The 23,989-nt window shown below is 45.8% G+C and carries 38 protein-coding genes; 4 read left to right on the top strand and 34 right to left on the bottom strand.

The window, feature by feature from the left end:
* Both ICN44_RS12415 and lysA read left to right on the top strand, forming a co-directional pair.
* On the top strand, positions 1–192 hold the full coding sequence (locus tag ICN44_RS12415; RefSeq protein WP_215358843.1) for a lipoprotein: 192 nt from the start codon (positions 1–3) through the stop codon (positions 190–192).
* Positions 192–1,490, top strand: coding sequence for a diaminopimelate decarboxylase (gene lysA, locus ICN44_RS07160; protein ID WP_216263294.1), 1,299 nt, complete (start codon positions 192–194; stop codon positions 1,488–1,490). Before ICN44_RS12415 ends, lysA begins: the two co-directional genes overlap by 1 nt.
* Before the next feature lie 72 nt (positions 1,491–1,562).
* On the opposite strand, the gene ICN44_RS07155 is transcribed toward lysA, so the two are convergent.
* Positions 1,563–2,288: a cytochrome c gene (locus ICN44_RS07155; RefSeq protein ID WP_216263293.1), complete on the bottom strand. Its 726-nt coding sequence runs from the start codon at positions 2,286–2,288 to the stop codon at positions 1,563–1,565.
* A 114-nt stretch (positions 2,289–2,402) separates the two neighbouring features.
* Here ICN44_RS07155 and yihA point away from each other — a divergent pair, with 114 nt between their 5' ends.
* Both yihA and hemB read left to right on the top strand, forming a co-directional pair.
* Positions 2,403–3,068, top strand: a complete 666-nt coding sequence (gene yihA / locus ICN44_RS07150) for a ribosome biogenesis GTP-binding protein YihA/YsxC (RefSeq protein ID WP_216263292.1) — start codon at positions 2,403–2,405, stop codon at positions 3,066–3,068.
* Positions 3,046–4,080 carry a porphobilinogen synthase gene (hemB, locus tag ICN44_RS07145; protein WP_216263291.1) on the top strand — a complete coding sequence of 345 codons (1,035 nt, stop codon included), beginning with the start codon at positions 3,046–3,048 and terminating at the stop codon, positions 4,078–4,080. Before yihA ends, hemB begins: the two co-directional genes overlap by 23 nt.
* 17 nt (positions 4,081–4,097) lie before the next feature.
* On the opposite strand, the gene dsbD is transcribed toward hemB, so the two are convergent.
* The 33 genes from dsbD to fusA all read right to left on the bottom strand — a co-directional run bounded on the left by dsbD (position 4,098) and on the right by fusA (position 23,988).
* On the bottom strand, positions 4,098–5,777 hold the full coding sequence (gene dsbD, locus ICN44_RS07140; protein WP_216263290.1) for a protein-disulfide reductase DsbD: 1,680 nt from the start codon (positions 5,775–5,777) through the stop codon (positions 4,098–4,100).
* Complete coding sequence (cutA, locus tag ICN44_RS07135; RefSeq protein WP_216263289.1) at positions 5,774–6,124, bottom strand: divalent-cation tolerance protein CutA; 351 nt, start codon at positions 6,122–6,124, stop codon at positions 5,774–5,776. The genes dsbD and cutA overlap by 4 nt, the downstream gene beginning before the upstream one ends.
* A gap of 69 nt (positions 6,125–6,193) precedes the next feature.
* On the bottom strand, positions 6,194–6,586 hold the full coding sequence (gene rplQ / locus ICN44_RS07130) for a 50S ribosomal protein L17 (RefSeq protein ID WP_072582073.1): 393 nt from the start codon (positions 6,584–6,586) through the stop codon (positions 6,194–6,196).
* A 16-nt stretch (positions 6,587–6,602) separates the two neighbouring features.
* Positions 6,603–7,583, bottom strand: coding sequence for a DNA-directed RNA polymerase subunit alpha (gene rpoA, locus ICN44_RS07125; protein ID WP_215321281.1), 981 nt, complete (start codon positions 7,581–7,583; stop codon positions 6,603–6,605).
* A 23-nt stretch (positions 7,584–7,606) separates the two neighbouring features.
* On the bottom strand, positions 7,607–8,230 hold the full coding sequence (rpsD, locus tag ICN44_RS07120) for a 30S ribosomal protein S4 (RefSeq protein ID WP_011901924.1): 624 nt from the start codon (positions 8,228–8,230) through the stop codon (positions 7,607–7,609).
* A 118-nt stretch (positions 8,231–8,348) separates the two neighbouring features.
* Entirely contained in the window at positions 8,349–8,756 is a 408-nt protein-coding gene (gene rpsK / locus ICN44_RS07115; protein WP_011901923.1) for a 30S ribosomal protein S11, read from the bottom strand.
* Positions 8,757–8,774: 18 nt separating this feature from the next.
* A complete protein-coding gene (gene rpsM / locus ICN44_RS07110; protein WP_071464450.1) occupies positions 8,775–9,140 on the bottom strand; it encodes a 30S ribosomal protein S13 in 366 nt (121 codons plus the stop codon).
* A gap of 24 nt (positions 9,141–9,164) precedes the next feature.
* On the bottom strand, positions 9,165–9,281 hold the full coding sequence (rpmJ, locus tag ICN44_RS07105) for a 50S ribosomal protein L36 (protein ID WP_012357167.1): 117 nt from the start codon (positions 9,279–9,281) through the stop codon (positions 9,165–9,167).
* 35 nt (positions 9,282–9,316) lie between these two features.
* The gene (gene infA, locus ICN44_RS07100; RefSeq protein WP_068320132.1) at positions 9,317–9,535 is read right to left on the bottom strand and encodes a translation initiation factor IF-1; all 219 of its coding nucleotides are present in this window, start codon (positions 9,533–9,535) and stop codon (positions 9,317–9,319) included.
* 4 nt (positions 9,536–9,539) lie between these two features.
* Positions 9,540–10,877: a preprotein translocase subunit SecY gene (gene secY / locus ICN44_RS07095; RefSeq protein ID WP_216263288.1), complete on the bottom strand. Its 1,338-nt coding sequence runs from the start codon at positions 10,875–10,877 to the stop codon at positions 9,540–9,542.
* 17 nt (positions 10,878–10,894) lie between these two features.
* A complete protein-coding gene (rplO, locus tag ICN44_RS07090) occupies positions 10,895–11,335 on the bottom strand; it encodes a 50S ribosomal protein L15 (protein ID WP_071464448.1) in 441 nt (146 codons plus the stop codon).
* A 27-nt stretch (positions 11,336–11,362) separates the two neighbouring features.
* Positions 11,363–11,551, bottom strand: coding sequence for a 50S ribosomal protein L30 (gene rpmD / locus ICN44_RS07085; protein WP_046329387.1), 189 nt, complete (start codon positions 11,549–11,551; stop codon positions 11,363–11,365).
* A 24-nt stretch (positions 11,552–11,575) separates the two neighbouring features.
* Positions 11,576–12,094 (bottom strand): 30S ribosomal protein S5, encoded by a 519-nt coding sequence (gene rpsE, locus ICN44_RS07080; protein WP_011901917.1) that lies wholly within the window; start codon positions 12,092–12,094, stop codon positions 11,576–11,578.
* 18 nt (positions 12,095–12,112) lie between these two features.
* A complete protein-coding gene (gene rplR / locus ICN44_RS07075; protein ID WP_046329386.1) occupies positions 12,113–12,466 on the bottom strand; it encodes a 50S ribosomal protein L18 in 354 nt (117 codons plus the stop codon).
* Between the two features lie 13 nt (positions 12,467–12,479).
* A complete protein-coding gene (gene rplF, locus ICN44_RS07070; protein WP_215358832.1) occupies positions 12,480–13,013 on the bottom strand; it encodes a 50S ribosomal protein L6 in 534 nt (177 codons plus the stop codon).
* A gap of 10 nt (positions 13,014–13,023) precedes the next feature.
* A complete protein-coding gene (gene rpsH, locus ICN44_RS07065; RefSeq protein WP_011901914.1) occupies positions 13,024–13,419 on the bottom strand; it encodes a 30S ribosomal protein S8 in 396 nt (131 codons plus the stop codon).
* Between the two features lie 24 nt (positions 13,420–13,443).
* On the bottom strand, positions 13,444–13,749 hold the full coding sequence (gene rpsN / locus ICN44_RS07060) for a 30S ribosomal protein S14 (protein WP_011901913.1): 306 nt from the start codon (positions 13,747–13,749) through the stop codon (positions 13,444–13,446).
* Between the two features lie 9 nt (positions 13,750–13,758).
* Positions 13,759–14,301: a 50S ribosomal protein L5 gene (rplE, locus tag ICN44_RS07055; RefSeq protein ID WP_046329383.1), complete on the bottom strand. Its 543-nt coding sequence runs from the start codon at positions 14,299–14,301 to the stop codon at positions 13,759–13,761.
* Between the two features lie 16 nt (positions 14,302–14,317).
* Entirely contained in the window at positions 14,318–14,626 is a 309-nt protein-coding gene (gene rplX, locus ICN44_RS07050) for a 50S ribosomal protein L24 (protein ID WP_011901911.1), read from the bottom strand.
* Between the two features lie 9 nt (positions 14,627–14,635).
* Positions 14,636–15,004 carry a 50S ribosomal protein L14 gene (gene rplN, locus ICN44_RS07045; protein WP_072582069.1) on the bottom strand — a complete coding sequence of 123 codons (369 nt, stop codon included), beginning with the start codon at positions 15,002–15,004 and terminating at the stop codon, positions 14,636–14,638.
* 183 nt (positions 15,005–15,187) lie between these two features.
* A complete protein-coding gene (rpsQ, locus tag ICN44_RS07040) occupies positions 15,188–15,457 on the bottom strand; it encodes a 30S ribosomal protein S17 (RefSeq protein WP_216263287.1) in 270 nt (89 codons plus the stop codon).
* A 12-nt stretch (positions 15,458–15,469) separates the two neighbouring features.
* Complete coding sequence (rpmC, locus tag ICN44_RS07035) at positions 15,470–15,664, bottom strand: 50S ribosomal protein L29 (protein WP_068320118.1); 195 nt, start codon at positions 15,662–15,664, stop codon at positions 15,470–15,472.
* Between the two features lie 14 nt (positions 15,665–15,678).
* Positions 15,679–16,092 carry a 50S ribosomal protein L16 gene (rplP, locus tag ICN44_RS07030; protein ID WP_011901907.1) on the bottom strand — a complete coding sequence of 138 codons (414 nt, stop codon included), beginning with the start codon at positions 16,090–16,092 and terminating at the stop codon, positions 15,679–15,681.
* A 2-nt stretch (positions 16,093–16,094) separates the two neighbouring features.
* Positions 16,095–16,922, bottom strand: a complete 828-nt coding sequence (rpsC, locus tag ICN44_RS07025) for a 30S ribosomal protein S3 (protein ID WP_216263286.1) — start codon at positions 16,920–16,922, stop codon at positions 16,095–16,097.
* An 8-nt stretch (positions 16,923–16,930) separates the two neighbouring features.
* Positions 16,931–17,263, bottom strand: a complete 333-nt coding sequence (rplV, locus tag ICN44_RS07020) for a 50S ribosomal protein L22 (RefSeq protein ID WP_202816811.1) — start codon at positions 17,261–17,263, stop codon at positions 16,931–16,933.
* Positions 17,264–17,270: 7 nt separating this feature from the next.
* Entirely contained in the window at positions 17,271–17,549 is a 279-nt protein-coding gene (rpsS, locus tag ICN44_RS07015; protein ID WP_046329379.1) for a 30S ribosomal protein S19, read from the bottom strand.
* A gap of 20 nt (positions 17,550–17,569) precedes the next feature.
* Positions 17,570–18,400, bottom strand: a complete 831-nt coding sequence (rplB, locus tag ICN44_RS07010; protein ID WP_216263285.1) for a 50S ribosomal protein L2 — start codon at positions 18,398–18,400, stop codon at positions 17,570–17,572.
* A 2-nt stretch (positions 18,401–18,402) separates the two neighbouring features.
* Complete coding sequence (gene rplW, locus ICN44_RS07005; protein WP_072582065.1) at positions 18,403–18,717, bottom strand: 50S ribosomal protein L23; 315 nt, start codon at positions 18,715–18,717, stop codon at positions 18,403–18,405.
* On the bottom strand, positions 18,714–19,334 hold the full coding sequence (gene rplD, locus ICN44_RS07000) for a 50S ribosomal protein L4 (RefSeq protein WP_011901901.1): 621 nt from the start codon (positions 19,332–19,334) through the stop codon (positions 18,714–18,716). The genes rplW and rplD overlap by 4 nt, the downstream gene beginning before the upstream one ends.
* A gap of 11 nt (positions 19,335–19,345) precedes the next feature.
* Positions 19,346–20,002, bottom strand: a complete 657-nt coding sequence (rplC, locus tag ICN44_RS06995) for a 50S ribosomal protein L3 (RefSeq protein ID WP_072582122.1) — start codon at positions 20,000–20,002, stop codon at positions 19,346–19,348.
* 196 nt (positions 20,003–20,198) lie between these two features.
* Positions 20,199–20,510, bottom strand: coding sequence for a 30S ribosomal protein S10 (gene rpsJ, locus ICN44_RS06990; RefSeq protein WP_011901899.1), 312 nt, complete (start codon positions 20,508–20,510; stop codon positions 20,199–20,201).
* Positions 20,511–20,644: 134 nt separating this feature from the next.
* Positions 20,645–21,835 (bottom strand): elongation factor Tu, encoded by a 1,191-nt coding sequence (gene tuf, locus ICN44_RS06985; RefSeq protein WP_071464430.1) that lies wholly within the window; start codon positions 21,833–21,835, stop codon positions 20,645–20,647.
* Positions 21,836–21,885: 50 nt separating this feature from the next.
* Positions 21,886–23,988, bottom strand: a complete 2,103-nt coding sequence (gene fusA / locus ICN44_RS06980) for an elongation factor G (RefSeq protein WP_072582064.1) — start codon at positions 23,986–23,988, stop codon at positions 21,886–21,888.
* Position 23,989: the final 1 nt, after the last annotated feature.

Genomic DNA, 23,989 nt, shown 5'->3' with positions numbered 1-23,989 from the left:
ATGATAGCGATTCTTAATAGAACCCTCTGCTTTAGCCTTCTAATATCCCTTGTTGGGTGTGGGGTAAGGGGACCTCTATATATGCCAAATGTGCCACCAGTTCCCCCAGCTCCTACAGAGCCGGAACCTAAAGGCAAGCTGTACCCACCTCAAACCTCCGCTAGCCCAAGCAATTCTTCATCGGCCAAGTAATGACAAGCAAAGCAATTCCCCTTCCTAAGTTATCTGGGTTTACTGAACGCGATGGCAATTGGTATGCCGAAGAAATTCCACTTGCAGATTTAGCAAAAGAATTTGGTACGCCGCTGTATATCTATAGTAGAAAAGCATTGACTGAAGCCTACCAAGGCTACGACAAGGCATGCGTTGATAGCAATGGTAAACGTCGTGCCCGCGTGCACTATGCCATGAAAGCCAATAGCAATTTAGCGGTGATTGATTGCTTTAAAAAACTGGGGGCCGGGTTTGATTTAGTAAGCGGCGGCGAGTTGGCTCGTGCATTAGCAATTGGCGCAGACCCAAAGAGCTTAGTATTTGCTGGCGTAGGTAAATCTGCCGCCGAGATTGCCACTGCCCTCAAGGCTGGCGTCAAATGTATCAATGTGGAATCGATTGCGGAACTACACAAAATTAATCGCGTAGCCACTGAACTCAACTGCCGCGCCCCAATTTCTTTGCGCGTTAATCCTGATGTAGATGCGCAAACCCATCCCTATATTTCCACTGGACTTAAGGGTAATAAATTTGGCATCGCATATCACGAGGTTTTAAAAACCTATCATGAAGCATCACAACTTTCTCAAATAGATGTAGTCGGAATTGATTGTCATATTGGCTCACAGATCACTACTACTGCCCCCTATTTAGATGCCCTGGATAAAGTCTTAGATCTTGTTGCGCAATTAAAGAAGGAAGGTATTGTGATACACCATCTCGATCTCGGTGGTGGTCTTGGCATTTCTTATAGCGATGAAACTCCGCCAGACATTACTGAATTTACGAACACCTTGTTGAATCGAGTGGCTGAGCGTGGTTTTGGTCACCTAGACGTTGTGCTTGAGCCAGGCAGGTCATTGGTTGGCAATGCTGGCGTGCTACTAACCACCGTGGAGTATTTAAAGCCTGGCGCTGAAAAGAACTTCTGCATTGTTGATGCAGCAATGACCGAACTGATGCGCCCCGCCCTATATGAAGCACATCATGGAATAGTGCCAGTACAAATGAAAGCAACAAAAGCCTTAACCTACGACATCGTTGGCCCTGTTTGCGAATCTGGCGACTGGCTGGGAAGGGATCGTCATCTCGCTGTAGAAGAAGGTGACCTTCTGGCTATTCTGTCTGCTGGCGCTTATGGTTTTGTAATGGCATCCAACTACAACACACGCCCTAAACCTGCAGAGATTATGGTTGACGGAAAAAATGCTTACGTAATTCGTGCCCGTGAAAAAACTGCCGACTTGTTTTCATCGGAAACAGTTTTGCCAAATTAATAATCTGTAAAAGTTTTAGAGAATAAAAAACCCCGCTGAAGTAGCGGGGTTTTGTTTTAATACTTTGGCTTATTAATGCAAACCTGCGATGTAATCAGCTACCGCTTTCATTTCTTTATCCGAAAGCTTTGAAGCAATCGTTGTCATTTGGCTACTGTTGGTGCGCACGCCTTCACGGAAAGCTAGCAACTGGGCATTATTGTATTCAGCCCATTGACCGCCAAGGAGTGGGTACTGAGCAGGAATACCAGCGCCTGTTGGGCTGTGGCAGGCAGCACAAGCTGGAACGCCTTTTGCTGCAATACCACCACGATAAATACTTTGGCCTAATGCGATTGTTTCTTTATCTTGAGCAACACCCTGGGAGATTGGCTGCTTAGCTAAAAAAGCGGAAATATTTTGCATATCTTGCTGAGTCAAGGTGGCTGCCATACCCATCATGATTGGATTTGCGCGAGTGCCTTCTTTAAAGTTTTTCAACTGCTTTGTGAGGTACGCAGCATGCTGAGCGGAAAGCTTTGGCCATGTACCAATCGCACTTTGCCCTTTAGGGCCATGGCAAGTGATACAGGCAGTTACGCCACGAGTTGCATCGCCATTTGAATACAGCGCTTCACCGGCAGCTGGATCAACCTTAGGCTTACCTGGAACTTCTGCTTTAGCTTCTGGAGCAGCTGCCATAGGAGCGGCATCAGTAGCAAAAACTGTACCGGATACGCCGATCAGAGCGAAAATGGAGAGAGCCGCAAAACCAGCCCGTAAGCCAGTTAATTTGGAGATTTGAGAGGTTTGACGCATTATGTTTACCTTGGCAAAAATTCCTAAAAGTGTTTGGGCCCTGCATTTATAAACTTTTACCCAACACCATGAGATATTTCATGATTTTGCGTGATTTTACAATAGCTTCTGGACATGTCTAAACTCTTTCAATCCCGATTCGCCACCACAGTCAATGAGACCCATTGCCTGCCTGCCACTCCGCTGCGAGAAGTGGCCTTCGCTGGCCGCTCAAATGCGGGGAAATCTAGCGCCCTTAACATCCTTTGCAACCAAAAAAGGCTGGCTTTTGCCAGTAAAACGCCTGGACGCACCCAACATATCAACTATTTCGGTGTTTTTGCAAAAGATGACCTGCTAGCTTATTTGGTTGACTTACCAGGCTATGGCTATGCAGCAGTCAATCACGAGACCAAATACCACTGGAATGCCCTTCTAAGCGACTACCTGCAAGAGCGGGAGCAGTTAGTAGGCATGATCCTGATTGTGGACTCTAGACGCGGAATAACCGACCTGGATGAGCAAATGATTCAGTGGTTTGTCCCTACCGGCAAGCCAATTCATGTTTTGCTGAGTAAGTGCGACAAATTGAATAAAAGCGAGTGTAAGCATGCGCTTGAGGCGGTCACTAAGCGACTGCAGCAATATGACCCAGCCCTACCGGATGGAACTGGTGACTCTAAGCAACTTACGGCACAATTATTTTCAAGCACCAAACGGATTGGCCTTGAAGAGGCAGATAATTTAATTATTAAATGGCTATTTGAAGCAGAAACTCATGAAGATGAAATCACCAACTAATTCATTGCTTAATTTTCCTGGACATCGTCCTCGCCGCATGCGTCGTGATGATTGGTCACGTCGCCTTATGCAAGAGAACAGCGTTTCGGCGAATGATTTAATCTACCCCGTCTTTTTACTTGAAGGTCAAGGCAAATCTGAAGCAGTTGCCTCTATGCCCGGTGTTAATCGTCTTTCATTAGACCTACTCATGCCGGTTGCTCAAGAATGTGTAGATTTAGGCGTTCCGGTACTTGCGCTTTTTCCAGTAATCGATAGCGGATTAAAAACGCCCGATGGTAAGGAAGCCTTTAATCCAAAAGGGCTGATTCCTTCAGCAGTTCGCGAACTCAAAAAACGTTTCCCCAATTTAGGCATCATGACCGATGTAGCGCTTGATCCATATACAAGCCATGGTCAAGATGGCGTGCTCGATGAGCAAGGTCGTATTCTGAATGATGAAACGACTGCGATCTTAGTTCAGCAAGCGATTGCACAAGCAGAAGCTGGTGTTGATATCGTTGCGCCATCAGACATGATGGATGGGCGCATTGGAAAAATTCGTGAAGCACTCGAGCAAAAGAATTTAATTCACACCCGAATCATGGCTTACTCAGCTAAATATGCTTCTGCTTTTTATGGCCCCTTTAGAGATGCAGTTGGTTCTGCAAAAAACCTAGGTAAAGCCGATAAAAAAACATATCAAATGGATTGCGCCAACAGCGACGAGGCTTTGCGGGAGGTTGCTCTCGATATCAGCGAAGGTGCAGATATGGTCATGGTGAAGCCTGGCATGCCTTATTTGGATATCGTGCGTCGCGTCCGCGAAGAGTTTGACTACCCCACTTATGCCTATCAAGTAAGCGGTGAATATGCCATGCTCAAGGCTGCTGCACAAAATGGCTGGCTAGATCACGATGCTGTGATGATGGAATCGCTGCTCGCATTTAAACGCGCAGGTGCTGATGGTGTTTTGACTTACTTTGCACTCGAAGCAGCACGCCTACTTAAAACAAACGCAGCAGGCAAATAAAAAACGAATTTGATTTTTTATTGAGTGCTTGCTGCTTGTTTTAATCGCTCAATAAAACGCTGGGGTGGCATATAGCCAATCACACGTTGGTCTTTTAGCTCTTCTGAGTTTTGATTGAAGATCAGAATTCCTGGCGGACCAAATAAGCCAAAGCGCTTAAGTAATGCCTGGTTCTCAGAGCTATTTGCAGTAACGTCTGCCTGCAATAAGACAAACTGTTTTAGCTCTTTACTTACCTCTGGATTTTTAAAGGTATTTACTTCCATCTCCTTACAGCTAATACACCAGTCTGCATAAAAATCTAGGAGAACCACTTTCTTCTCTTCCTTGGCTTTGCTTAGTTGCGCATCTAACTCTGCAGGCGAATGAATCACCACAAAAGATAAATCACCTACTTGATGAATACTCTGGCCATTGACTAATTTTGCAGTTCCCGCAACATCATTTTTCTGGAGTAATGGCGAGGCAATCCATGCTGCCGTGGCGACCAGAAGAACTCCCAAGGTACGCTGCAAATAGACCATCCAAATACCCGTGGATGGAATCAGAATACGGGCCTCAATCGCAATAAAGAATAGTGGCAGACCCATTCCTAAGGCCATTATAAAAAGGAGTCCTGCGCCCAGGCTCAACGAGCCGGTTTGCGCAATAAAGGCCAAAACGCCCGCTAGGGGCGCAGTAATACAGGGGCTGGCCACTAAAGTAGAAATACCCCCCAAAGCAAAAGCACCAAATACATTGCCGCCCTTTTGACGCCCTGCCAACCGATCTACATGGTGATGCCATGATTGCGGTAACCGAAGGTCATATAAACCAAACAAACTTCCTGAAAGGGCTAAAAGTAATAGGGCAAAAGCAGCTAATGCGAGGGGACTCTGCAAAGCCCGCTGTACGCTCCCGCCAAGGGCCGCCATAAGCACTCCTGCCAAGGCGTATACCAATGCCATACCCAAGACATAGGCCAGCGCTAAGATACTGGCACGCCCCTTGGTTACAGCCTTACCGTCTTGAGTGCCAAAGATAACGCTCGACAAAATAGGCAACATGGGAAGGACGCAGGGTGTAAAAGCGAGCGCAAGCCCCAATACAAAGAAAGCTAGAAATAAATAAGTAGTTGAAGTGCTTTCTAAAAAGCGAGCAATAGCATTGACGTCATCACGCTCACGCCATAAATCAGCCAAACTGAATTCACCACTAGCCTGGGGGCTTGATAAAGGCATACCATCTAAAGAATCTGGAATCGGAGCTGCTTTAACTCCGGGGCCGGCGAGTAAAAATTTCAGGGTCATGGGTGGATAGCAAATGCCTGCCTCCGCGCAACCTTGCAGTGTTACTACTGCATGGATCGGCTTGCCATCGGCAGGCTTCACATCTAAAAATACTAAGAAAGGCTCTTTATAAACTTGTAATTTTTTCTGAAAGGTTTCATCAAACTTCACCACACCCGCTGGCAATGAAGGCCTTATATTACTTAGCTTCTCGGCCTGCGTCCCCGCCTGGAACTTTAAAGATTCTTGGTAGATGTAATAGCCTTTAGCAGGCAAAAATTCCAACTCCACTTGATTGGAATTTTCTAACCAAGTAGCCTCCACTCGGAACGCTTTCTCTGGGGGCAAGAAATCCGGCGCAGCAAAAACTTGCGCGGACAGGAATAAAAATAGGGCGAAGATCTTTGCTACAAAGGAATGCATTCTCATGGCTTTGAATGTACCTCAGACTGAACCCACTTGCCGTATTGCTTTTCATATTGCTCTGGAGAAAAGGCTAATATTTCTGGTAAGTCATAAGGATGCGCGCTTTGAATAAAGGCTGAAATCTCAGGCCACTTTGATTCAGTCGTTTTTGCAGAAAGCAATACTTCTTGCTCCTCGCAAACTTTGCCCTCCCAGCGATAAATCGAATGAATGCCATCCGTCAGCTGCACACAAGCAGCTAAATGCTTCTCTACCAAGGACCGTGCCAAGCCTGTGGCAACCTCCAGATTAGGAAGACTCGTTAGCACCACCAAAAGCTTGCTGGAATTGGCTGGGGAGTTTTCAGACATTTTGTATTTATAACCTGATAAATGAAAAAAGCCAGACCGAAGCCTGGCTTTTTACCGTAACACCGAGACTTAAGCCTCTTCAGTTACTGCTGTTTCTTCAACTTCTGGGCGATCTACCAACTCAACCAAAGCCATTGGTGCATTGTCGCCATGACGGAAGCCAAACTTCAAAATGCGAAGGTAGCCGCCTGGACGTGTTGCGTAACGTGGGCCAAGCTCTGTGAAGAGTTTAGCTACGATATCGCGATCACGTGTGCGATTGAATGCTAAGCGACGGTTTGCTAAGTTATCTTTTTTACCTAAGGTAATCAAGGGCTCAACAACCATGCGCAATTCTTTTGCTTTTGGCAAAGTCGTTTTAATGACTTCGTGCTCCAAAAGTGAATTGGACATGTTGCGCAGCATCGCTAAGCGATGTGATGATGTTCTGTTAAGTTTGCGTAAGCCGTTTCCGTGACGCATGATGCTTCCTTTCTAATTATTTCTCGAGGTTGGCTGGAGGCCAGCTTTCGAGTTTCATGCCAAGACTTAAGCCACGAGCAGCCAATACATCTTTGATTTCATTCAAAGATTTGCGACCCAGATTAGGCGTCTTCAACAATTCATTCTCAGTACGTTGAATCAAGTCACCGATGTAGTAAATGTTCTCAGCCTTCAAGCAGTTTGCAGAGCGAACTGTGAGCTCGAGATCATCAACTGGACGCATCAACATTGGATCAACCATTGATGAGCGGCTTGGTGCTAAATCACCAGAAACTTCGCTGCTCTCAAGAGCCGCGAATACAACTAATTGGTCAACCAAGATGCTAGCTGCTTGACGAATTGCCTCCTCAGGAGACAACACACCGTTTGTTTCAATCGTCATTACTAAACGATCGAGGTCGGTACGTTGCTCAACACGAGCAGACTCAACAGCATAACTAACACGGCTTACAGGGCTGAATGAGGCATCCAACACAATACGACCAATGATTTTAGTAGCTTCGTCGCTGTACTGACGAACGTTACCAGGTACATAACCACGGCCTTTTTCAACCTTGATCTGCATGTCCAACTTACCACCAGCTGACAAGTGAGCGATCACATGATCAGGGTTCATGATTTCTACATCATGTGGCAAATCAATATCTTTTGCTGTAACAACGCCTGGGCCTTCTTTACGCAAATTGATAGTAACTTCATCACGTGACTGCAACTTAAATACAATGCCTTTGAGGTTCAACAAGAGGTTTACTACGTCCTCTTGAACTCCATCCAATGTGGAGTACTCATGAACAACACCGGCAATAGCTACTTCAGTTGGCGCATAACCAACCATCGAGGACAAGAGTACGCGACGTAATGCATTTCCGAGTGTGTGGCCATAGCCACGCTCGAACGGCTCCATAACAACCTTAGCTTGGTTGGCGGTAAGCGCTTCAACAGAAATAATCTTTGGCTTGAGCAAATTTGTTTGCATATTTTTTCCTTGAGAGTGCCTAATTAGCGTGAATACAATTCAACGATCAAACTTTCATTAATTTCACCGCTAATATCTTCGCGGTCAGGCACTTGCTTAAATGTTCCCTCGAGCTTAGCTGCATCAACCGAAACCCAAGTAACAGCTGCCATTTGTCCAACCAAATTGAGTGATTCGGTAATACGGGCTTGCTTCTTCGCTTTTTCACGAATGGCAACAACATCACCAGGTTTAACCTGAATAGATGGAATATTGACAGGGCTACCATTGAGCAAAATTGCACAGTGAGAAACCAACTGACGTGCTTCAGCGCGTGTAGAACCAAAGCCCATGCGATACACCACGTTGTCTAAACGTGACTCAAGCAACTGGAGCAATGTTTCGCCAGTGTTGCCCTTACGACGCTCAGCTTCTGCGAAGTAACGACGGAATTGACGCTCTAATACGCCATAGATACGCTTAACCTTTTGCTTTTCACGCAATTGATTACCGTAATCAGATGTTCTTGAGCCAGATGTACGGCCATGTTGACCAGGCTTAGTATCTAACTTGCACTTGTCTGACAGGGCGCGACGAGCGCTCTTTAAAAATAAGTCGGTACCTTCCCGACGTGCTAATTTGGCCTTAGGCCCTAAGTAACGTGCCACGATGCTTTCCTTTCTTGGCCGCAGTCTTACGACCGGCGGTGAGTTCGCCCTTTAAATCAGGCGAACAGTGGGCTTTAATAAAAAACTACTGAAACTGTTGTACTGCCAACTTCCAAGCTTAAATACGACGACGCTTAGGAGGGCGGCAACCATTATGTGGAACTGGAGTTACGTCTTGAATCTCAGTGATCTTGATGCCCAATGAGTTCAATGCACGAACTGCTGATTCACGACCTGGGCCTGGGCCTTTGATCTGAACTTCCAAGTTCTTGATACCGCATTCAACGGCAGCTTTACCAGCAACTTCTGCAGCTACCTGAGCAGCAAAAGGTGTTGATTTACGTGAGCCCTTGAAACCCTGGCCGCCAGAAGTTGCCCATGAAAGCGCATTTCCTTGACGATCAGTGATCGTAATAATGGTGTTATTAAAAGAAGCGTGAACGTGTGCAATACCGTCAGCAACGTTCTTTTTAACCTTCTTACGAGCGCGCTGTGAAGCGGCGGAAGCGGATTGTTGTTTTGCCATGTCAATAAACTTTCTTGATTATTTCTTCAGTTGCACGCCAGACTTACGCGGGCCCTTACGGGTACGAGCGTTTGTCTTAGTACGTTGACCACGTACAGGCAAGCCCTTACGATGACGTACGCCACGGTAGCAACCTAAGTCCATCAAACGCTTGATGCTCATAGTTACTTCGCGACGAAGGTCACCTTCAGTGATGAACTTACCTACTTCATCACGTAACTTTTCCAAGTCAGCGTCAGTAAGATCTTTAACTTTTTTATTGATTGCAACACCTGTGGTTTGACAAATTTTGTTAGCACGAGTTGTGCCAATGCCAAAAATAGCTGTTAAACCGATAACAGTATGTTGATGATTTGGGATGTTTACCCCAGCGATACGTGCCATGAGATTTCCTCTTAATTAACCAGATCAGCCTTGACGCTGCTTATGACGTGCGTCTGAAGAACAGATCACGCGAACAACGCGTTTGCGCTTAATGATCTTGCAATTTCTGCAAATACACTTAACGGATGCTAAAACTTTCATAACTCACCTCTAAAAAAATTGGTACTTCTTAATCTTTACTTCGCACGGAAAATGATTCTGGCGCGCGTTAGGTCGTAAGGAGTCATCTCCACCGTCACCTTGTCTCCCGGCAAAATACGGATGTAGTGCATCCGCATCTTTCCGGAAATGTGCCCTAGAACCACATGTCCGTTTTCCAGCTTCACGCGAAACATCGCGTTCGGCAAATTCTCTACAACCTCTCCCGCCATCTGAATTACATCGTCTTTAGACATTCAGTTAAGAGCCCATCTTAAAGTTGGCTTTCTTCATCAAAGAGCCGTACTGCTGTTGCATCACGAATGACTGGACTTGAGCCATGAAATCCATTGCAACAACAACAATAATTAACAATGAAGTACCACCGAAATAGAACGGTACGTTGTACTTCAATACTAAGAATTCTGGCAACAAGCAAACCAGAACCATATAAATTGCACCAGCCAAAGTTAAGCGCACCAAGATCTTATCGATGTAACGCGCTGTTTGGTCGCCCGGACGAATACCCGGAACAAATGCGCCACTCTTCTTCAAGTTCTCAGCAGTTTCACGGCTGTTAAATACCAATGCGGTATAGAAGAAACAGAAGAAAATAATCGCTGCTGCGTACAAAATGGTGTACACAGGTTGACCAGGAGCTAAAGTCGCTGCTAAGTCTTTAATAATTCTGCTGAACATATTGGTTGGCTCGCCTGATGTAAACCAGCCAGCAATCGTCGCAGGGAACAAAATAATCGATGAAGCAAAAATCGGAGGAATAACACCTGCCATGTTTAACTTCAATGGGAAATAAGAAGATTGGCCACCATAAATCTTGTTACCCACTTGACGCTTAGCGTAGTTCACCAAGATCCGGCGCTGACCGCGCTCTACAAACACCACAAAATAAGTTACCGCTACTACGATCACAACGATCAAGAGAGCAGAAATAATATTCATTGAGCCAGTACGCACCAACTCTAACAAGCTTGCCAATGCATTTGGCAAACCAGAAACAATACCGCCAAAAATAATGATGGAGATGCCGTTACCCAAGCCACGCTCAGTAATTTGCTCACCCAACCACATTAAGAACATTGTGCCTGTTACCAAAGTAACTACTGTATTCAATTCAAACATCAAGCCTGGGTTAATAACTAATCCTGGTTGAGCCTGCAAAGCAACTGAAATACCCAACGCTTGGAATGTTGCCAAGAACACAGTGCCGTAGCGCGTGTACTGAGTAATCTTGCGTTGACCTGCTTGGCCTTCTTTTTTCAAAGACTCTAGAGAAGGCACAACAATCGTCATTAACTGCATGATGATCGATGCAGAAATGTACGGCATGATTCCCAAAGCAAATACAGTAAAGCGAGATAAGGCGCCACCAGAGAACAAGTTGAACATTCCCAAGATGCCATCTTTTTGACCAGAGAATAACTGTGCCAGCTGGTCTGGATCGATTCCAGGGACTGGAATATGAGCACCCAAACGGAACACGAGCAAAGCCAACACCAGGAAAACTAAGCGTTGGCGTAATTCGCCAAACTTGCCACCTGTTGCTGCAGTGCTTGCGTTATTGGTAGGTGCTAATGCCATATCTACTAAAAGACCTATTAAACCAATTCAACCAATTTGCCGCCAGCTGCTTCGATAGCTGCTTTTGCGCCGGCAGTTGCTGTAATACCCTTGAGGGTTACAGCAATCTTGAGCTCACCAGTCTTGATAACCTTAACTGCATTGATTTGCTCACCAGCAAAGCCGTGTGCCTTCAATACCAATAAGTCCACTTCTGGCAAATTGATTTTTGCTAAATCGTTCAATGTAATTTGACCAACGTGACGACGTGTCAAAGACACGAAACCGCGTTTTGGCAAACGACGATACATAGGCATCTGACCGCCTTCAAATCCAACCTTGTGGAAACCACCAGAACGGGATTTTTGACCTTTGTGACCACGGCCAGCAGTTTTACCAAGACCAGAACCAATACCGCGACCAACGCGACGACGGTTTTTCTTGGAGCCTTCAGCAGGTTTAATTGTGTTGAGTTGCATATTCTTCGCCTATTTACTTGCTAGTTATTAGCCAACGACTTTAACTAGATAAGAAACTTTATTAATCATGCCGCGAACAGCTGGAGTGTCTTCCAATTCAGAAACTGAATTGATACGACGAAGGCCTAAGCCTCGTACAGTTGCACGGTGGCTTTCGCGTGTACCGATCAAGCTGCGTACTAATTGCAGTTTGACTTTGGAGTTAGTTGTTGTCATTTGTAGATTCCTAATCTTTTGGTCTTAGCCGAGAATCTCTTCAACTGACTTACCGCGCTTAGCAGCAATCTCAGCAGGAGTACTCATCTTGCTCAAACCATCAATGGTTGCACGAACCAAGTTGTATGGGTTTGTAGAGCCAAGTGACTTAGCAACCACGTTAGTTACACCCATTACGTCGAAAATTGCGCGCATTGGGCCGCCAGCAATAATTCCAGTACCGTCTTTAGCTGGAGAAATCAAAACGCGTGACGCGCCATGTTGACCAGTAACAGTGTGCTGCAAAGTACCTTTACGCAAAGTGACTTTGATCATCTTGCGACGAGCTTCATCCATTGCTTTTTGAACAGCAACTGGAACTTCTTTTGATTTGCCTTTACCCATGCCGATGCGGCCATCGCCATCGCCAACTACAGTGAGTGCAGCGAAGCCGAGAATACGACCACCCTTAACCACTTTAGTTACACGATTAACAGCGATCATCTTCTCGCGAAGACCATCATCACGCTCTTCGTTTTGCATCTTAGTTTGCATTTTTGCCATGTTTTTTCCTAAACCCTATTAGAACTTCAGGCCGGCTTCACGCGCAGCTTCAGCTAAGGCCTTAATACGGCCGTGGTAACGATGACCGGAACGATCAAATGCAACATCAACAATGCCTGCCTTAACAGCACGCTCAGCAACTAATTTGCCGATTTGTTTTGCCGCTTCAGCGTTGCCGCCATTTTTGATCGCTTGGCGCAAATCTTTTTCCATTGTTGAAGCAGCTGCTACAACTTTGGTTCCGCATGGGCTATAAACCTGAGCAGAAATATGAGTATTGCTACGGATAACTGTTAAGCGATTTGCCAATGCTTCGGCAATGCGAATACGAGTCTGCCTAGCGCGTCTTTGTCTGGATTCGTCTTTATTCATTTTCTAATCTCGCTTACTTCTTCTTAGTTTCTTTCAGATGCACAACCTCATCCACGTAGCGAACGCCTTTGCCTTTGTATGGCTCTGGTGAACGGTAAGCGCGAACTTCAGCTGCGACCTGGCCAACTTGCTGCTTGTTGGAACCTTTGATAATGATTTCAGTTTGAGTTGGAGTCTCAGCCTTCACACCCTTTGGCAGGTTGTAAATAATGTCGTGTGAGAAACCTAACTGCAACTTCAATGTTTCACCTTGAGCAGCAGCACGATAACCAACGCCTACCAAGCTGAGCTTGCGCTCAAAGCCAGCAGTTACGCCAACAACCATGTTGTTAACCAAAGCACGGGCTGTACCTGACTGTGCACCAGCTTCTGGTGAGTTGTTATTTAAAACAACTGTCAATACGCCATCTTCTTGTTTCAAACCAACAGAAGGATGCAAGTTGTGTGTCAAAGTGCCCAATGGGCCCTTAACAGTCACGTTTGCACCGTTGATGCTGATCTCAGCGCCCTTAGGGACTGTAATTGGTGATTTACCTACGCGGGACATATTTCGCTCCTTAAGCTACGTAGCAAATAACTTCGCCGCCCACGCCTGTTGCACGTGCTTTACGGTCTGTCATTACGCCTTGAGGGGTTGAAATAATTGCGATGCCCAAGCCATTCATTACTTCTGGAATGTCATGGCGGCCTTTATAGATACGCAGACTTGGTGTTGATACACGGTCAATACGCTCAATAACAGGACGGCCTGCATAGTATTTGAGATCGATGTGGAGCACTGGCTTAGCTGCTTCACCTTTGATTTCGAAACTTTCGATATAGCCTTCATCTTGCAAAACTTTTGCGATGGCTACTTTTACTTTTGACGACGGCATCAAGACTACGGGTTTCTGCACTGCTTGCGCATTGCGGATCCTTGTCAACATGTCGGCGATTGGATCGCTGATACTCATGAGTTCTCCTAATTCTTTCGCCGCTTACCAGCTGGCCTTGGTTAAACCGGGGATTTCGCCACGGAAGGCGATTTCACGAATCTTGCTACGAGCCAAACCGAATTTACGGAATGTGCCACGTGGTCGACCGGTTAATGAACAACGATTTCTTTGACGAATCGGGCTTGCGTTACGTGGAAGTGCCTGTAGTTTTAAGCGAGCTTCATAGCGCTCTTCATCGCTGCGTGATTGATCAGCAATGATCGCTTTGAGTTCGGCACGCTTTACAGCGTACTTCTCTACAGTTTTTGCGCGCTTATTCTCGCGCTCAATTAGGGATAGTTTTGCCACGTTAGCCTCTTAATTGCGGAAAGGGAATTTGAATGCTGCCAACAAAGCTTTTGCTTCTTCGTCGGTTTTAGCAGTCGTCGTAATACTGATATTGAGACCACGAAGGGCATCAATTTTGTCGTATTCGATTTCAGGGAAAATGATCTGTTCTTTAACGCCGATGTTGTAGTTACCACGGCCATCAAATGCTTTACCAGAAATACCGCGGAAGTCGCGTACGCGTGGCAATGCAACAGTAACGAAACGATCCAAGAATTCGTACATGCGTGCACCACGCAATGTAACCATGGCACCGATTGGGTAACCTTGACGAATTTTGAAACCTGCAATCGCTTTTTTGGCTTTAGTTACAACTGGCTTTTGGCCCGCAACTTTAGTTAAATCGCCAACTGCATTTTCGATAATTTTCTTGTCGTTCACTGCATCACCCAAGCCCATGTTCAGGGTAACTTTGGTGATACGTGGAACTTCCATTACAGACTTGTAGCCAAACTTGGCGATTAAATCTGCAACAACTTTAGCTTGATAGTGTTCTTGAAAACGTGTGCTCATAATTTCTCCGTTCCCCTTATGCGCTTAAAGTTGCGCCAGTGGTTTTGAGGAAACGTTGCTTTTTGCCATCAACGAGTTTGATACCAACACGTGATGGTTTGCCGTTACCGTCAACCACTGCCACATTAGAAATGTGAACAGGCATCGTCTTGTCAATCATGCCGCCAGTAACGCCGGCTGCTGGATTTGGCTTAACGCTCTTTTTATAAATGTTTACGCCTTCGATCACTAACTTGTTCTCGAGAACGGCTGTAACAGTTCCTTGCTTGCCCTTATCACGGCCAGTCAACAGAACTACGGAATCACCTTTACGAATCTTTTTCATATCAGCCTCTTAAATAACTTCGGGGGCGAGAGAAACGATCTTCATGAACTTTTCAGTACGCAACTCGCGCGTCACTGGTCCAAAGATACGTGTGCCAATTGGCTCTAACTTAGCGTTGAGCAATACCGCAGCGTTGCCATCGAACTTAATCAATGAACCATCTGGACGGCGAACACCCTTAGCAGTTCTCACTACTACGGCGTTATAAATGTCACCTTTTTTAACACGGCCACGTGGAGCAGCAGACTTAACGCTGACTTTGATGACATCACCGATACTGGCGTAACGACGCTTAGAGCCGCCCAATACCTTGATGCACAACACTTCACTGGCGCCTGTGTTATCGGCAACCTGTAATCTACTTTCGGTTTGTATCATTTCTAATCCCCAACTTATTGGCCAAAGGCAAACAGTCTTGGTTCCGTCTATGGGCTTTAACGAAAGTTAAAACCCGGAATTAATGAAAAACACTGCTTCTCCAATAAAACCAGAGAAGCCTTCTATTCTACTACGTAAAAAAGGGATTTGGCAAGAAAGTTCGCCAAAATCCCCAATATTTCTTTAAATACCCTTTGATTCCTGTACTAAACGGGTCACAACCCAAGATTTAGTGCGTGAAATTGGCTTAGATTCAGCAATTTCAACGGTATCACCCATCTTGTATGTGCCAGCTTCGTCATGAGCATGGTACTTTTTGGACTGGCCAACATACTTACCAATCACTGGATGCTTAACTTGACGCTCAACCAATACCGTCACAGTTTTTTGCATTTTGTCACTAACAACACGGCCCACGAGTGTGCGGCGTAAGGGTTTAGATAGTTCTGTCATATCCCTTTTTCCTTATTTCTGTGCAGTCTTTTGGGCGATAAAAGTCTTCACACGAGCGATGTCGCGCTTATTTTTACCCAATTGGCTGGTATTTGTGAGTTGCTGAGTGCCTTTTTGCATGCGGAGCTTGAAACCGGTCTTGAGTAACTCGGTTAACTCTGCATTCAAAGCGTTCAGATCTTTTGAAGCTAATTCTGTATTTTTCATAATCTCTATCCCGATCAACCTAAGTGGCGAATCACGAAAGTGGTCTGTAAAGGCAACTTAGCAGCAGCAAGCTTGAAAGCTTCGCGCGCCAATTGCTCATCAACACCGTCCATCTCGTAGAGCACTTTGCCTGGTTGAATTTCAGCTACGTAGTACTCTGGATTACCTTTACCGTTACCCATACGTACTTCAGCAGGTTTTTGTGAAATTGGCTTATCTGGGAAAATGCGAATCCAAATACGGCCACCACGTTTAATGTGACGAGTCATTGCACGACGTGCTGACTCGATTTGACGAGCAGTCAAACGACCACGGCCAACGGCCTTCAATCCAAAGTCACCAAAGGCTACGGAACTACCACGTGTTGCCACGCCAGTGTTACGACCTTTTTGTTCCTTACGATACTTGCGACGCTTTGGTTGTAGCATGCTTACTCTCCTGACTTCTGCGTATCTGCGGCAGGTGTTTCAACCTTACGCACACGCTTTACTGCTGGCTTAGCAGCAACTAATGGCTTGTCTGTGCCAGCGGCTGGTTTACGAGCAGCTGTCTTGCTTGGGGCACGACGAGTTTTCTTTTCTTCGGCAGCTGGTTCAGCGGATGGAGCAGCTGCTTGAGCTTCTGCACCACGACCCAATGTGTCGCCTTTGTATACCCAAACTTTTACACCAATAATGCCGTATGTAGTTTCAGCTTCTGATGTTGCGTAATCAATATCAGCCTTCAATGTATGAAGTGGAACGCGACCTTCGCGATACCATTCGCGACGAGCAATCTCAGCGCCATTTAAACGACCTGATGACATGATCTTGATGCCTTGTGCGCCAAGACGCATTGCATTTTGCATTGCACGCTTCATCGCACGACGGAACATGATACGTTTTTCGAGCTGCTGAGTAATTGAGTCAGCAATTAATTGCGCGTCAACTTCTGGCTTACGAATTTCTTCAATGTTTACGTGGACTGGAACACCCATACGCTTTTGCAATTCGCGGCGGAGCACTTCAATATCTTCGCCTTTTTTACCGATTACAACGCCTGGACGTGAGCTATAGATAGTAATGCGGGCATTCTTTGCAGGACGCTCAATCACAACCTTACTTACGGATGCATTCTTCAACTTCTTCTTGAGATAGATGCGGACATCTACGTCCTCTTTCAACATCTTCGCGAAGTCAGTATTGTTTGCATACCAACGTGATGTCCAATTCTTCGTTACCGCGAGTCGGAATCCGGTTGGGTTTATCTTTTGTCCCATATCTTTCCTTAGTTACTCAAGGTCACGGTAATGTGACATGTTTGTTTTTCAATTTGATTACCACGGCCCTTAGCGCGCGCTGTGAAGCGCTTCAAGGAAGTACCTTTATCAACAATAATTGTTGAAACCTTGAGCTCATCAATATCAGCACCTTTATTGTGTTCAGCGTTGGCCACTGCAGACTCAACCACTTTTTTCACAATGAAGGCAGCTTTCTTAGGGCTGAAATTCAAAATGTTTAATGCGCGTGCAATTGGCAAACCACGAATTTGGTCTGCGACCAAACGTGTCTTTTGCGCAGAAATGCGGGCGCTCTTGTGAATAGCTTTAACTTCCATCATCATCCCCTTACTTCTTCGTTACTTTCTTGTCAGCAGCGTGACCTTTGAAAGTACGGGTCAAGGCAAATTCGCCTAACTTATGACCCACCATGTTTTCTGATACATAAACCGGAACGTGTTGACGACCGTTATGCACAGCAATCGTCAGACCAATAAAGTCTGGGAGGATTGTTGAACGGCGTGACCAAGTTTTGATCGGCTTTTTGTCTTTGTTGGCTTGTGCGACTTCAACCTTGTTTACCAAGCTGGCTTCGCAAAATGGGCCTTTTTTAGCTGAACGTGTCATATCTATTTTTCCTTAATCGCTTAACGCTTTTGACGACGTTGAACGATCATCGATGTTGTACGCTTGTTACGACGTGTACGATAACCTTTGGTTGGAGTGCCCCATGGAGATACTGGTACACGGCCTTCGCCAGTTTTACCTTCACCACCACCATGTGGGTGATCTACTGGGTTCATTGCCACACCGCGAACGGTTGGGCGAATACCACGCCAGCGATTTGCACCAGCTTTACCGATAACACGCAGGCTGTGCTCTTCGTTACCAACTTCACCAATAGTTGCGCGGCAGTCAATCAGAACACGGCGAACTTCACCGGAGCGCAAACGCACTTGAGCGTATACGCCTTCACGTGCTAACAATACTGCTGAACCACCAGCGGAACGGGCAACTTGAGCACCCTTACCTGGCATGATTTCTACACAGTGAATTGTGCTACCAACAGGAATGTTACGAATTGGCAAGTTGTTACCAGACTTGATTGGGGCTTCTGAACCAGTCATCAAGGCCTGGCCAACAGACATTCCTTTAGCTGCCAGAATGTAGCGACGCTCACCATCGGCAAACACGATCAATGCAATATTTGCACTACGGTTTGGATCGTATTCCAAGCGTTCAACTTTTGCTGGAATACCATCTTTGTCATTGCGTTTGAAATCAACAACACGATAGTGATGCTTATGACCACCACCCTTATGACGGGTAGTGATGTGACCATTATTGTTACGACCCGCTTTTTGGAATTGTGGCTCCACCAACGCTGCAAAAGGTTTACCTTTATGCAGGTCAGGATTGACCACCTTGACCATTGAACGACGACCTGGTGAGGTCGGTTTTGTCTTCATCAAAGGCATGATTAATTCGCCTCCGCTTCAAAGTTAATTTCTTGACCTGGCTTCAAGCTTACGTAGGCCTTCTTAGTGTGGTCACGACGACCTTCAAAACGGCCATAGCGCTTAGGCTTACCCTTTTGATTCACGATCTGAACAGAGTCAACTTGCACTTTGAAGAGCAATTCAACCGCTTGTTTTACATCGAGCTTGTTTGCGTCGCGAGCTACTTGGAAAACTACTTGTTCGTTTTTCTCTGCAACCATAGTGGCTTTTTCAGAGATAACCGGTCCAAGCAGAACCCTCATTAGATTGTGATCATTTTTACGGACTTGGCTCATTTCAGCAACTCCTCAATTTTTGCGATCGCAGCTTTGCTAACCAATACTTTTTTGTATTGGACCAAAGCTAATGGATCAGCGTGCTGTGGCTCACATACAGCAACTTTATGCAAGTTACGTGATGCCAAGTACAAATTCTCGCTAACCTGATCAACAATAATCAAGACTGAATCCAAACCCATTGCTTTAACTTTGTCAGCTAAAACTTTAGTCTTTGGAGCGTCAAGAGAAAATTGATCAACAACATTCAAACGACCTTCACGGGCTAACTGAGACAAAATAGATCTCATACCAGCGCGGTACATTTTCTTGTTTACTTTTTGGCTGAAATTCTCTTCTGGAGAATTCGGGAATATACGGCCACCTCCACGCCACAGCGGGGAAGAGCTCATACCAGCACGTGCACGACCAGTACCTTTTTGACGCCAAGGTTTCTTGGTTGTGTGCTTAACTTGCTCACGGTCTTTTTGTGCACGGTTACCGCTACGTGCATTAGCTTGATAAGCCACTACAACTTGGTGTACCAATGCTTCGTTATATTCACGTTCGAATACTTCTGGTGAAGCTTGTACGCCTGCGCCTAAAGTACCGTTGTCTTGGAGAAGCTTAAGTTCCATATTCGCTCTCCTTATTTCTTCTTCAACGGTGTTTTAACCGCTGGAGTAACAATAACTTTACCGCCTGGGGCACCTGGAATGGCGCCTTTAACCATGATCAGATTACGCTCTGAATCAATGCGTGCGATGACTAAATTTTGAACTGTACGTGTAACGTCACCCAAGTGACCGGTCATACGCTTACCAGGGAAAACACGACCTGGATCTTGCGCCATACCGATTGAGCCTGGTACGTTATGTGAACGTGAGTTACCGTGGGATGCACGACCAGAAGCAAAGTGATAACGCTTGATGGTACCTGCGTAGCCCTTACCGATAGACACACCTTGCACGTCCACTTTTTGACCAGCAGTAAATGCAGTGTCAGCAGGAATAACTTGTCCTGGTGTCATTTCTGCGATTTTTGCTGCGTCTAATTGAAATTCGTTGAGACCATTACCAGCCATCACACCAGCTTTGGCGAAGTGACCAGCCATTGCTTTAGTAACGCGAGTAGCTCTACGTGTGCCATGTGCTAACTGGATAGCATCATAGCCATCAGTTGCCTGGGTCTTGATTTGAGCGATTCTGTTGTCGCTCACGTCAATTACAGTTACAGGGATTGAATCCCCTTCGTCCGTAAATAGACGGGTCATGCCGACCTTGCGGCCGATTAAGCCTAAGCTCATATTCATGCTCCACGCCGACTTCGATTGGTCGGCAAAATTAATTTAAGTGATTTACAAGTAAAAATACTTCTAAATCAATAACTTACAACGTTTTAGTGCTGATAAAACTAAGATTTTCGCCCAAATAATTGAGTGAAGCCTTAGATTCTATCCCGAAAACCCAGTCTTGACAAGCAAAAAGACTGGAAACAACAAATTACTGCAACTTAATTTCGACGTCCACACCTGCTGGTAGGTCTAATTTCATCAAAGCATCTACAGTTTTCTCTGTAGGATCAACGATATCCATCAAACGCAGATGGGTACGGATCTCTAACTGATCACGGGATGTCTTGTTCACGTGTGGTGAACGCAAGATATCAAAACGCTCAATACGGGTTGGCAAAGGTACTGGACCCTTAACAACTGCACCAGTGCGCTTAGCTGTATCAACGATTTCAGCTGCAGACTGGTCGATCAAACGGTAATCAAATGCTTTAAGGCGAATACGAATTTTTTGGTTTTGCATATTAATTCCAAAGAGCGTTGTGGTGCTGCCACGTTATACATCTAAAGAGCTCGGTGACATCAGCAGCACTGATGTCACCGGTTAGCAAACCGCTAAATATTTTTACTTCTACTGCTTTATTTCTAACTTACTACTTAAGCCAAAATCTTTGCAACCACGCCGGCGCCAACAGTACGGCCACCTTCACGGATCGCAAAACGTAAACCTTCTTCCATCGCGATTGGAGCGATGAGTTTTACGGTAATCGTGACGTTATCGCCAGGCATGACCATTTCTTTGTCTTTTGGCAACTCGATTGAACCCGTTACGTCCGTTGTACGGAAGTAAAACTGTGGACGATAGTTGTTAAAGAATGGTGTATGACGACCACCTTCATCTTTACCCAAGATGTAAACCTCGGCTGTAAAGTGAGTATGTGGGGTGATTGAACCTGGCTTAGCCAATACTTGGCCGCGCTCAACTTCTTCACGTTTTGTACCGCGTAACAAGATACCAACGTTATCGCCTGCTTGACCTTGGTCGAGCAATTTGCGGAACATTTCAACACCAGTACAAGTGGTCTTGAGTGTTGGCTTGATACCGATGATTTCAATCTCTTCACCTACTTTAACGATACCGCGCTCGATACGACCGGTTACAACAGTACCGCGACCGGAGATAGAGAACACGTCTTCTACTGGCATCAAGAACGCGCCGTCAACAGCACGCTCTGGAGTTGGGATGTAAGTATCTAATGCTTCAGCCAATTTCATGATGGCTTCTTTACCCAATGGGCCTTCGTCGCCTTCAAGGGCTAACTTGGCAGAACCTTGGATGATTGGTGTGTCATCGCCAGGGAAGTTGTACTTCGATAAAAGCTCACGAACTTCCATTTCAACGAGTTCTAACAATTCAGCATCGTCAACCATGTCGCACTTGTTGAGGAACACCACGATGTAAGGAACGCCCACTTGGCGTGCCAAAAGGATGTGCTCACGTGTTTGTGGCATTGGGCCGTCAGCAGCAGAGCAAACTAAAATTGCGCCGTCCATCTGAGCAGCACCCGTAATCATGTTCTTCACGTAGTCAGCATGTCCTGGGCAATCAACGTGTGCGTAGTGACGGTTTGCAGTCTCGTACTCAACGTGCGCAGTATTAATCGTAATACCACGTGCTTTTTCTTCAGGAGCAGCATCGATCTGATCGTATGCTTTAGCTTCGCCACCGAATGCTTTAGAAAGCACGGTTGCAATTGCTGCTGTCAATGTCGTTTTACCGTGGTCAACGTGACCGATAGTGCCTACGTTTACGTGCGGTTTTGTCCGCTCGAATTTTTCTTTTGCCATTTTTGTCTGCCTTCTTTAGCTAGTCAATATTCAAAATTAATGTGGATAAATTACTTCGCTTTAGCAGCCATAACTGCTTCAGCAACGTTCTTCGGTGCTTCGGAATAATGCTTAAATTCCATGGTGTAGGTAGCGCGACCTTGGGTCAACGAGCGCAAGCCTGTTGAGTAACCAAACATCTCTGCCAACGGCACTTCAGCACGAACGATCTTGCCGCCGCCTGGAATGTCATCCATACCTTGCAAAATACCGCGACGGGATGAGAGATCACCCATTACGTTACCCATGAAATCTTCTGGTGTTTCTACTTCAACAGCCATCATTGGCTCAAGTAACACTGGTGCTGCTTTACGCATACCGTCCTTGAAAGCCATTGAGCCTGCCATCTTAAATGCGTTTTCGTTAGAGTCAACGTCATGGTATGAACCAAAGAACAATGTTGCTTTGATATCAACAACTGGATAACCAGCCAAAATACCGGAGTTCAATGTTTCGCGAATTCCTTTTTCTACTGCAGGAATGTATTCGCGTGGAACAACACCACCCTTAATAGCGTCAATGAATTCAAAACCTTTGCCTGGCTCTTGTGGCTCTAGCTTCAATACAACGTGACCGTATTGACCGCGACCACCAGACTGCTTAACAAACTTACCTTCGATTTCTTCGCAAACTTTGCGAATGGTTTCGCGATAGGCAACTTGTGGCTTACCAACAGTGGCTTCAACACCAAATTCACGGCGCATACGGTCAACCAAAATTTCCAAATGGAGCTCGCCCATTCCAGAAATAATTGTCTGGCCAGACTCTTCATCCGTTTTAACGCGGAAAGAAGGATCTTCTTGTGCCAAGCGGTTCAAAGCAAGGCCCATTTTTTCTTGGTCAGGCTTAGTTTTTGGCTCAACAGCTTGTGAGATCACTGGCTCTGGGAATACCATGCGCTCCAAAATCACGATGCTATCTGGATCACATAGAGTTTCGCCCGTAGTTGCGTCTTTTAGACCAACTGCTGCAGCGATATCGCCTGCGTAAACTTCTTTAATTTCTTCACGTTGGTTTGCATGCATCTGCAACAAACGTCCAACACGCTCTTTCTTACCCTTGATTGGGTTGTAGATTGTGTCGCCAGATTTCATTACGCCTGAGTAAACGCGGAAGAAGATGAGCTGGCCAACAAATGGGTCAGTCATGATCTTAAATGCCAATGCAGAGAATTTCTCAGCATCGTCAGCTTTACGTGTTGTTGGGGTACCGTCTTCCAATTCACAAGGAACTGGTGGAACGTCTAATGGGGATGGCAATAACTCAACTACCGCATCCAACATTGCCTGAACGCCTTTGTTTTTGAACGCAGTTCCGCACATCATTGGAATGATTTCATTAGCAATCGTACGTTGACGCAACGCTTTTTTGATTTCTTCTTCGGTTAACTCTTCGCCACCGAGATACTTCTCCATCAACTCTTCTGAACTTTCAGCGGCGGCTTCAACCATCTTTTCGCGCCACTCATCTGCAGATGCTTTTAATTCAGCAGGAATCTCTTCGTAGCTAAACTTAGTGCCTTGTGAAGCCTCATCCCAATAGATAGCCTTCATTTTTACCAAGTCCACAACGCCCTTGAAGTTTTCTTCAGCACCAATAGGAATCTGGATCAAGATAGGGTTTGCTTTAAGGCGTAACTTCATCTGGTCATAGACCTTAAAGAAGTTCGCGCCAGTGCGGTCCATCTTGTTTACAAAAGCTAAACGGGGAACTTGATACTTGTTAGCTTGACGCCAAACAGTTTCAGATTGTGGCTGCACACCACCTACCGCACAGTAAACCATACAAGCACCATCCAAAACGCGCATTGAACGCTCGACTTCAATAGTGAAGTCTACGTGTCCTGGGGTATCAATAATATTGATGCGGTGCTCTGGGAAGTTACCTGCCATACCCTTCCAGAATGTTGTAGTAGCAGCAGAAGTAATCGTGATACCACGCTCTTGCTCTTGTTCCATCCAGTCCATGGTTGCAGCGCCATCATGTACTTCACCAATTTTATGATTAACACCGGTGTAGAACAAAACGCGCTCTGTAGTTGTTGTCTTGCCTGCGTCAATGTGCGCAGAGATACCAATATTGCGATATCTGTCGATGGGGGTTTTACGTGCCACT

It is taken from the genome of Polynucleobacter sp. JS-Fieb-80-E5, from assembly GCF_018882015.1.
Classification (GTDB): Bacteria; Pseudomonadota; Gammaproteobacteria; order Burkholderiales; family Burkholderiaceae; genus Polynucleobacter.
Note: the sequence above shows the minus strand (reverse complement) of the source record. Positions and strands in the feature narration are given on the sequence as shown.

Coding starts and splice junctions, on each gene's coding strand:
- ICN44_RS12415 (WP_215358843.1), top strand. CDS start 1: ATGATAGCGATTCTTAATAGAACCCTCTGCTTTAGCCTTCTAATATCC.
- lysA (WP_216263294.1), top strand. CDS start 192: ATGACAAGCAAAGCAATTCCCCTTCCTAAGTTATCTGGGTTTACTGAA.
- ICN44_RS07155 (WP_216263293.1), bottom strand. CDS start 2,288: ATGCGTCAAACCTCTCAAATCTCCAAATTAACTGGCTTACGGGCTGGT.
- yihA (WP_216263292.1), top strand. CDS start 2,403: ATGTCTAAACTCTTTCAATCCCGATTCGCCACCACAGTCAATGAGACC.
- hemB (WP_216263291.1), top strand. CDS start 3,046: ATGAAGATGAAATCACCAACTAATTCATTGCTTAATTTTCCTGGACAT.
- dsbD (WP_216263290.1), bottom strand. CDS start 5,777: ATGAGAATGCATTCCTTTGTAGCAAAGATCTTCGCCCTATTTTTATTC.
- cutA (WP_216263289.1), bottom strand. CDS start 6,124: ATGTCTGAAAACTCCCCAGCCAATTCCAGCAAGCTTTTGGTGGTGCTA.
- rplQ (WP_072582073.1), bottom strand. CDS start 6,586: ATGCGTCACGGAAACGGCTTACGCAAACTTAACAGAACATCATCACAT.
- rpoA (WP_215321281.1), bottom strand. CDS start 7,583: ATGCAAACAAATTTGCTCAAGCCAAAGATTATTTCTGTTGAAGCGCTT.
- rpsK (WP_011901923.1), bottom strand. CDS start 8,756: ATGGCAAAACAACAATCCGCTTCCGCCGCTTCACAGCGCGCTCGTAAG.
- rpsM (WP_071464450.1), bottom strand. CDS start 9,140: ATGGCACGTATCGCTGGGGTAAACATCCCAAATCATCAACATACTGTT.
- rpmJ (WP_012357167.1), bottom strand. CDS start 9,281: ATGAAAGTTTTAGCATCCGTTAAGTGTATTTGCAGAAATTGCAAGATC.
- infA (WP_068320132.1), bottom strand. CDS start 9,535: ATGTCTAAAGACGATGTAATTCAGATGGCGGGAGAGGTTGTAGAGAAT.
- secY (WP_216263288.1), bottom strand. CDS start 10,877: ATGGCATTAGCACCTACCAATAACGCAAGCACTGCAGCAACAGGTGGC.
- rplO (WP_071464448.1), bottom strand. CDS start 11,335: ATGCAACTCAACACAATTAAACCTGCTGAAGGCTCCAAGAAAAACCGT.
- rpmD (WP_046329387.1), bottom strand. CDS start 11,551: ATGACAACAACTAACTCCAAAGTCAAACTGCAATTAGTACGCAGCTTG.
- rpsE (WP_011901917.1), bottom strand. CDS start 12,094: ATGGCAAAAATGCAAACTAAGATGCAAAACGAAGAGCGTGATGATGGT.
- rplR (WP_046329386.1), bottom strand. CDS start 12,466: ATGAATAAAGACGAATCCAGACAAAGACGCGCTAGGCAGACTCGTATT.
- rplF (WP_215358832.1), bottom strand. CDS start 13,013: ATGTCCCGCGTAGGTAAATCACCAATTACAGTCCCTAAGGGCGCTGAG.
- rpsH (WP_011901914.1), bottom strand. CDS start 13,419: ATGAGTATCAGCGATCCAATCGCCGACATGTTGACAAGGATCCGCAAT.
- rplE (WP_046329383.1), bottom strand. CDS start 14,301: ATGAGCACACGTTTTCAAGAACACTATCAAGCTAAAGTTGTTGCAGAT.
- rplX (WP_011901911.1), bottom strand. CDS start 14,626: ATGAAAAAGATTCGTAAAGGTGATTCCGTAGTTCTGTTGACTGGCCGT.
- rplN (WP_072582069.1), bottom strand. CDS start 15,004: ATGATACAAACCGAAAGTAGATTACAGGTTGCCGATAACACAGGCGCC.
- rpsQ (WP_216263287.1), bottom strand. CDS start 15,457: ATGACAGAACTATCTAAACCCTTACGCCGCACACTCGTGGGCCGTGTT.
- rpmC (WP_068320118.1), bottom strand. CDS start 15,664: ATGAAAAATACAGAATTAGCTTCAAAAGATCTGAACGCTTTGAATGCA.
- rplP (WP_011901907.1), bottom strand. CDS start 16,092: ATGCTACAACCAAAGCGTCGCAAGTATCGTAAGGAACAAAAAGGTCGT.
- rpsC (WP_216263286.1), bottom strand. CDS start 16,922: ATGGGACAAAAGATAAACCCAACCGGATTCCGACTCGCGGTAACGAAG.
- rplV (WP_202816811.1), bottom strand. CDS start 17,263: ATGATGGAAGTTAAAGCTATTCACAAGAGCGCCCGCATTTCTGCGCAA.
- rpsS (WP_046329379.1), bottom strand. CDS start 17,549: ATGACACGTTCAGCTAAAAAAGGCCCATTTTGCGAAGCCAGCTTGGTA.
- rplB (WP_216263285.1), bottom strand. CDS start 18,400: ATGCCTTTGATGAAGACAAAACCGACCTCACCAGGTCGTCGTTCAATG.
- rplW (WP_072582065.1), bottom strand. CDS start 18,717: ATGAGCCAAGTCCGTAAAAATGATCACAATCTAATGAGGGTTCTGCTT.
- rplD (WP_011901901.1), bottom strand. CDS start 19,334: ATGGAACTTAAGCTTCTCCAAGACAACGGTACTTTAGGCGCAGGCGTA.
- rplC (WP_072582122.1), bottom strand. CDS start 20,002: ATGAGCTTAGGCTTAATCGGCCGCAAGGTCGGCATGACCCGTCTATTT.
- rpsJ (WP_011901899.1), bottom strand. CDS start 20,510: ATGCAAAACCAAAAAATTCGTATTCGCCTTAAAGCATTTGATTACCGT.
- tuf (WP_071464430.1), bottom strand. CDS start 21,835: ATGGCAAAAGAAAAATTCGAGCGGACAAAACCGCACGTAAACGTAGGC.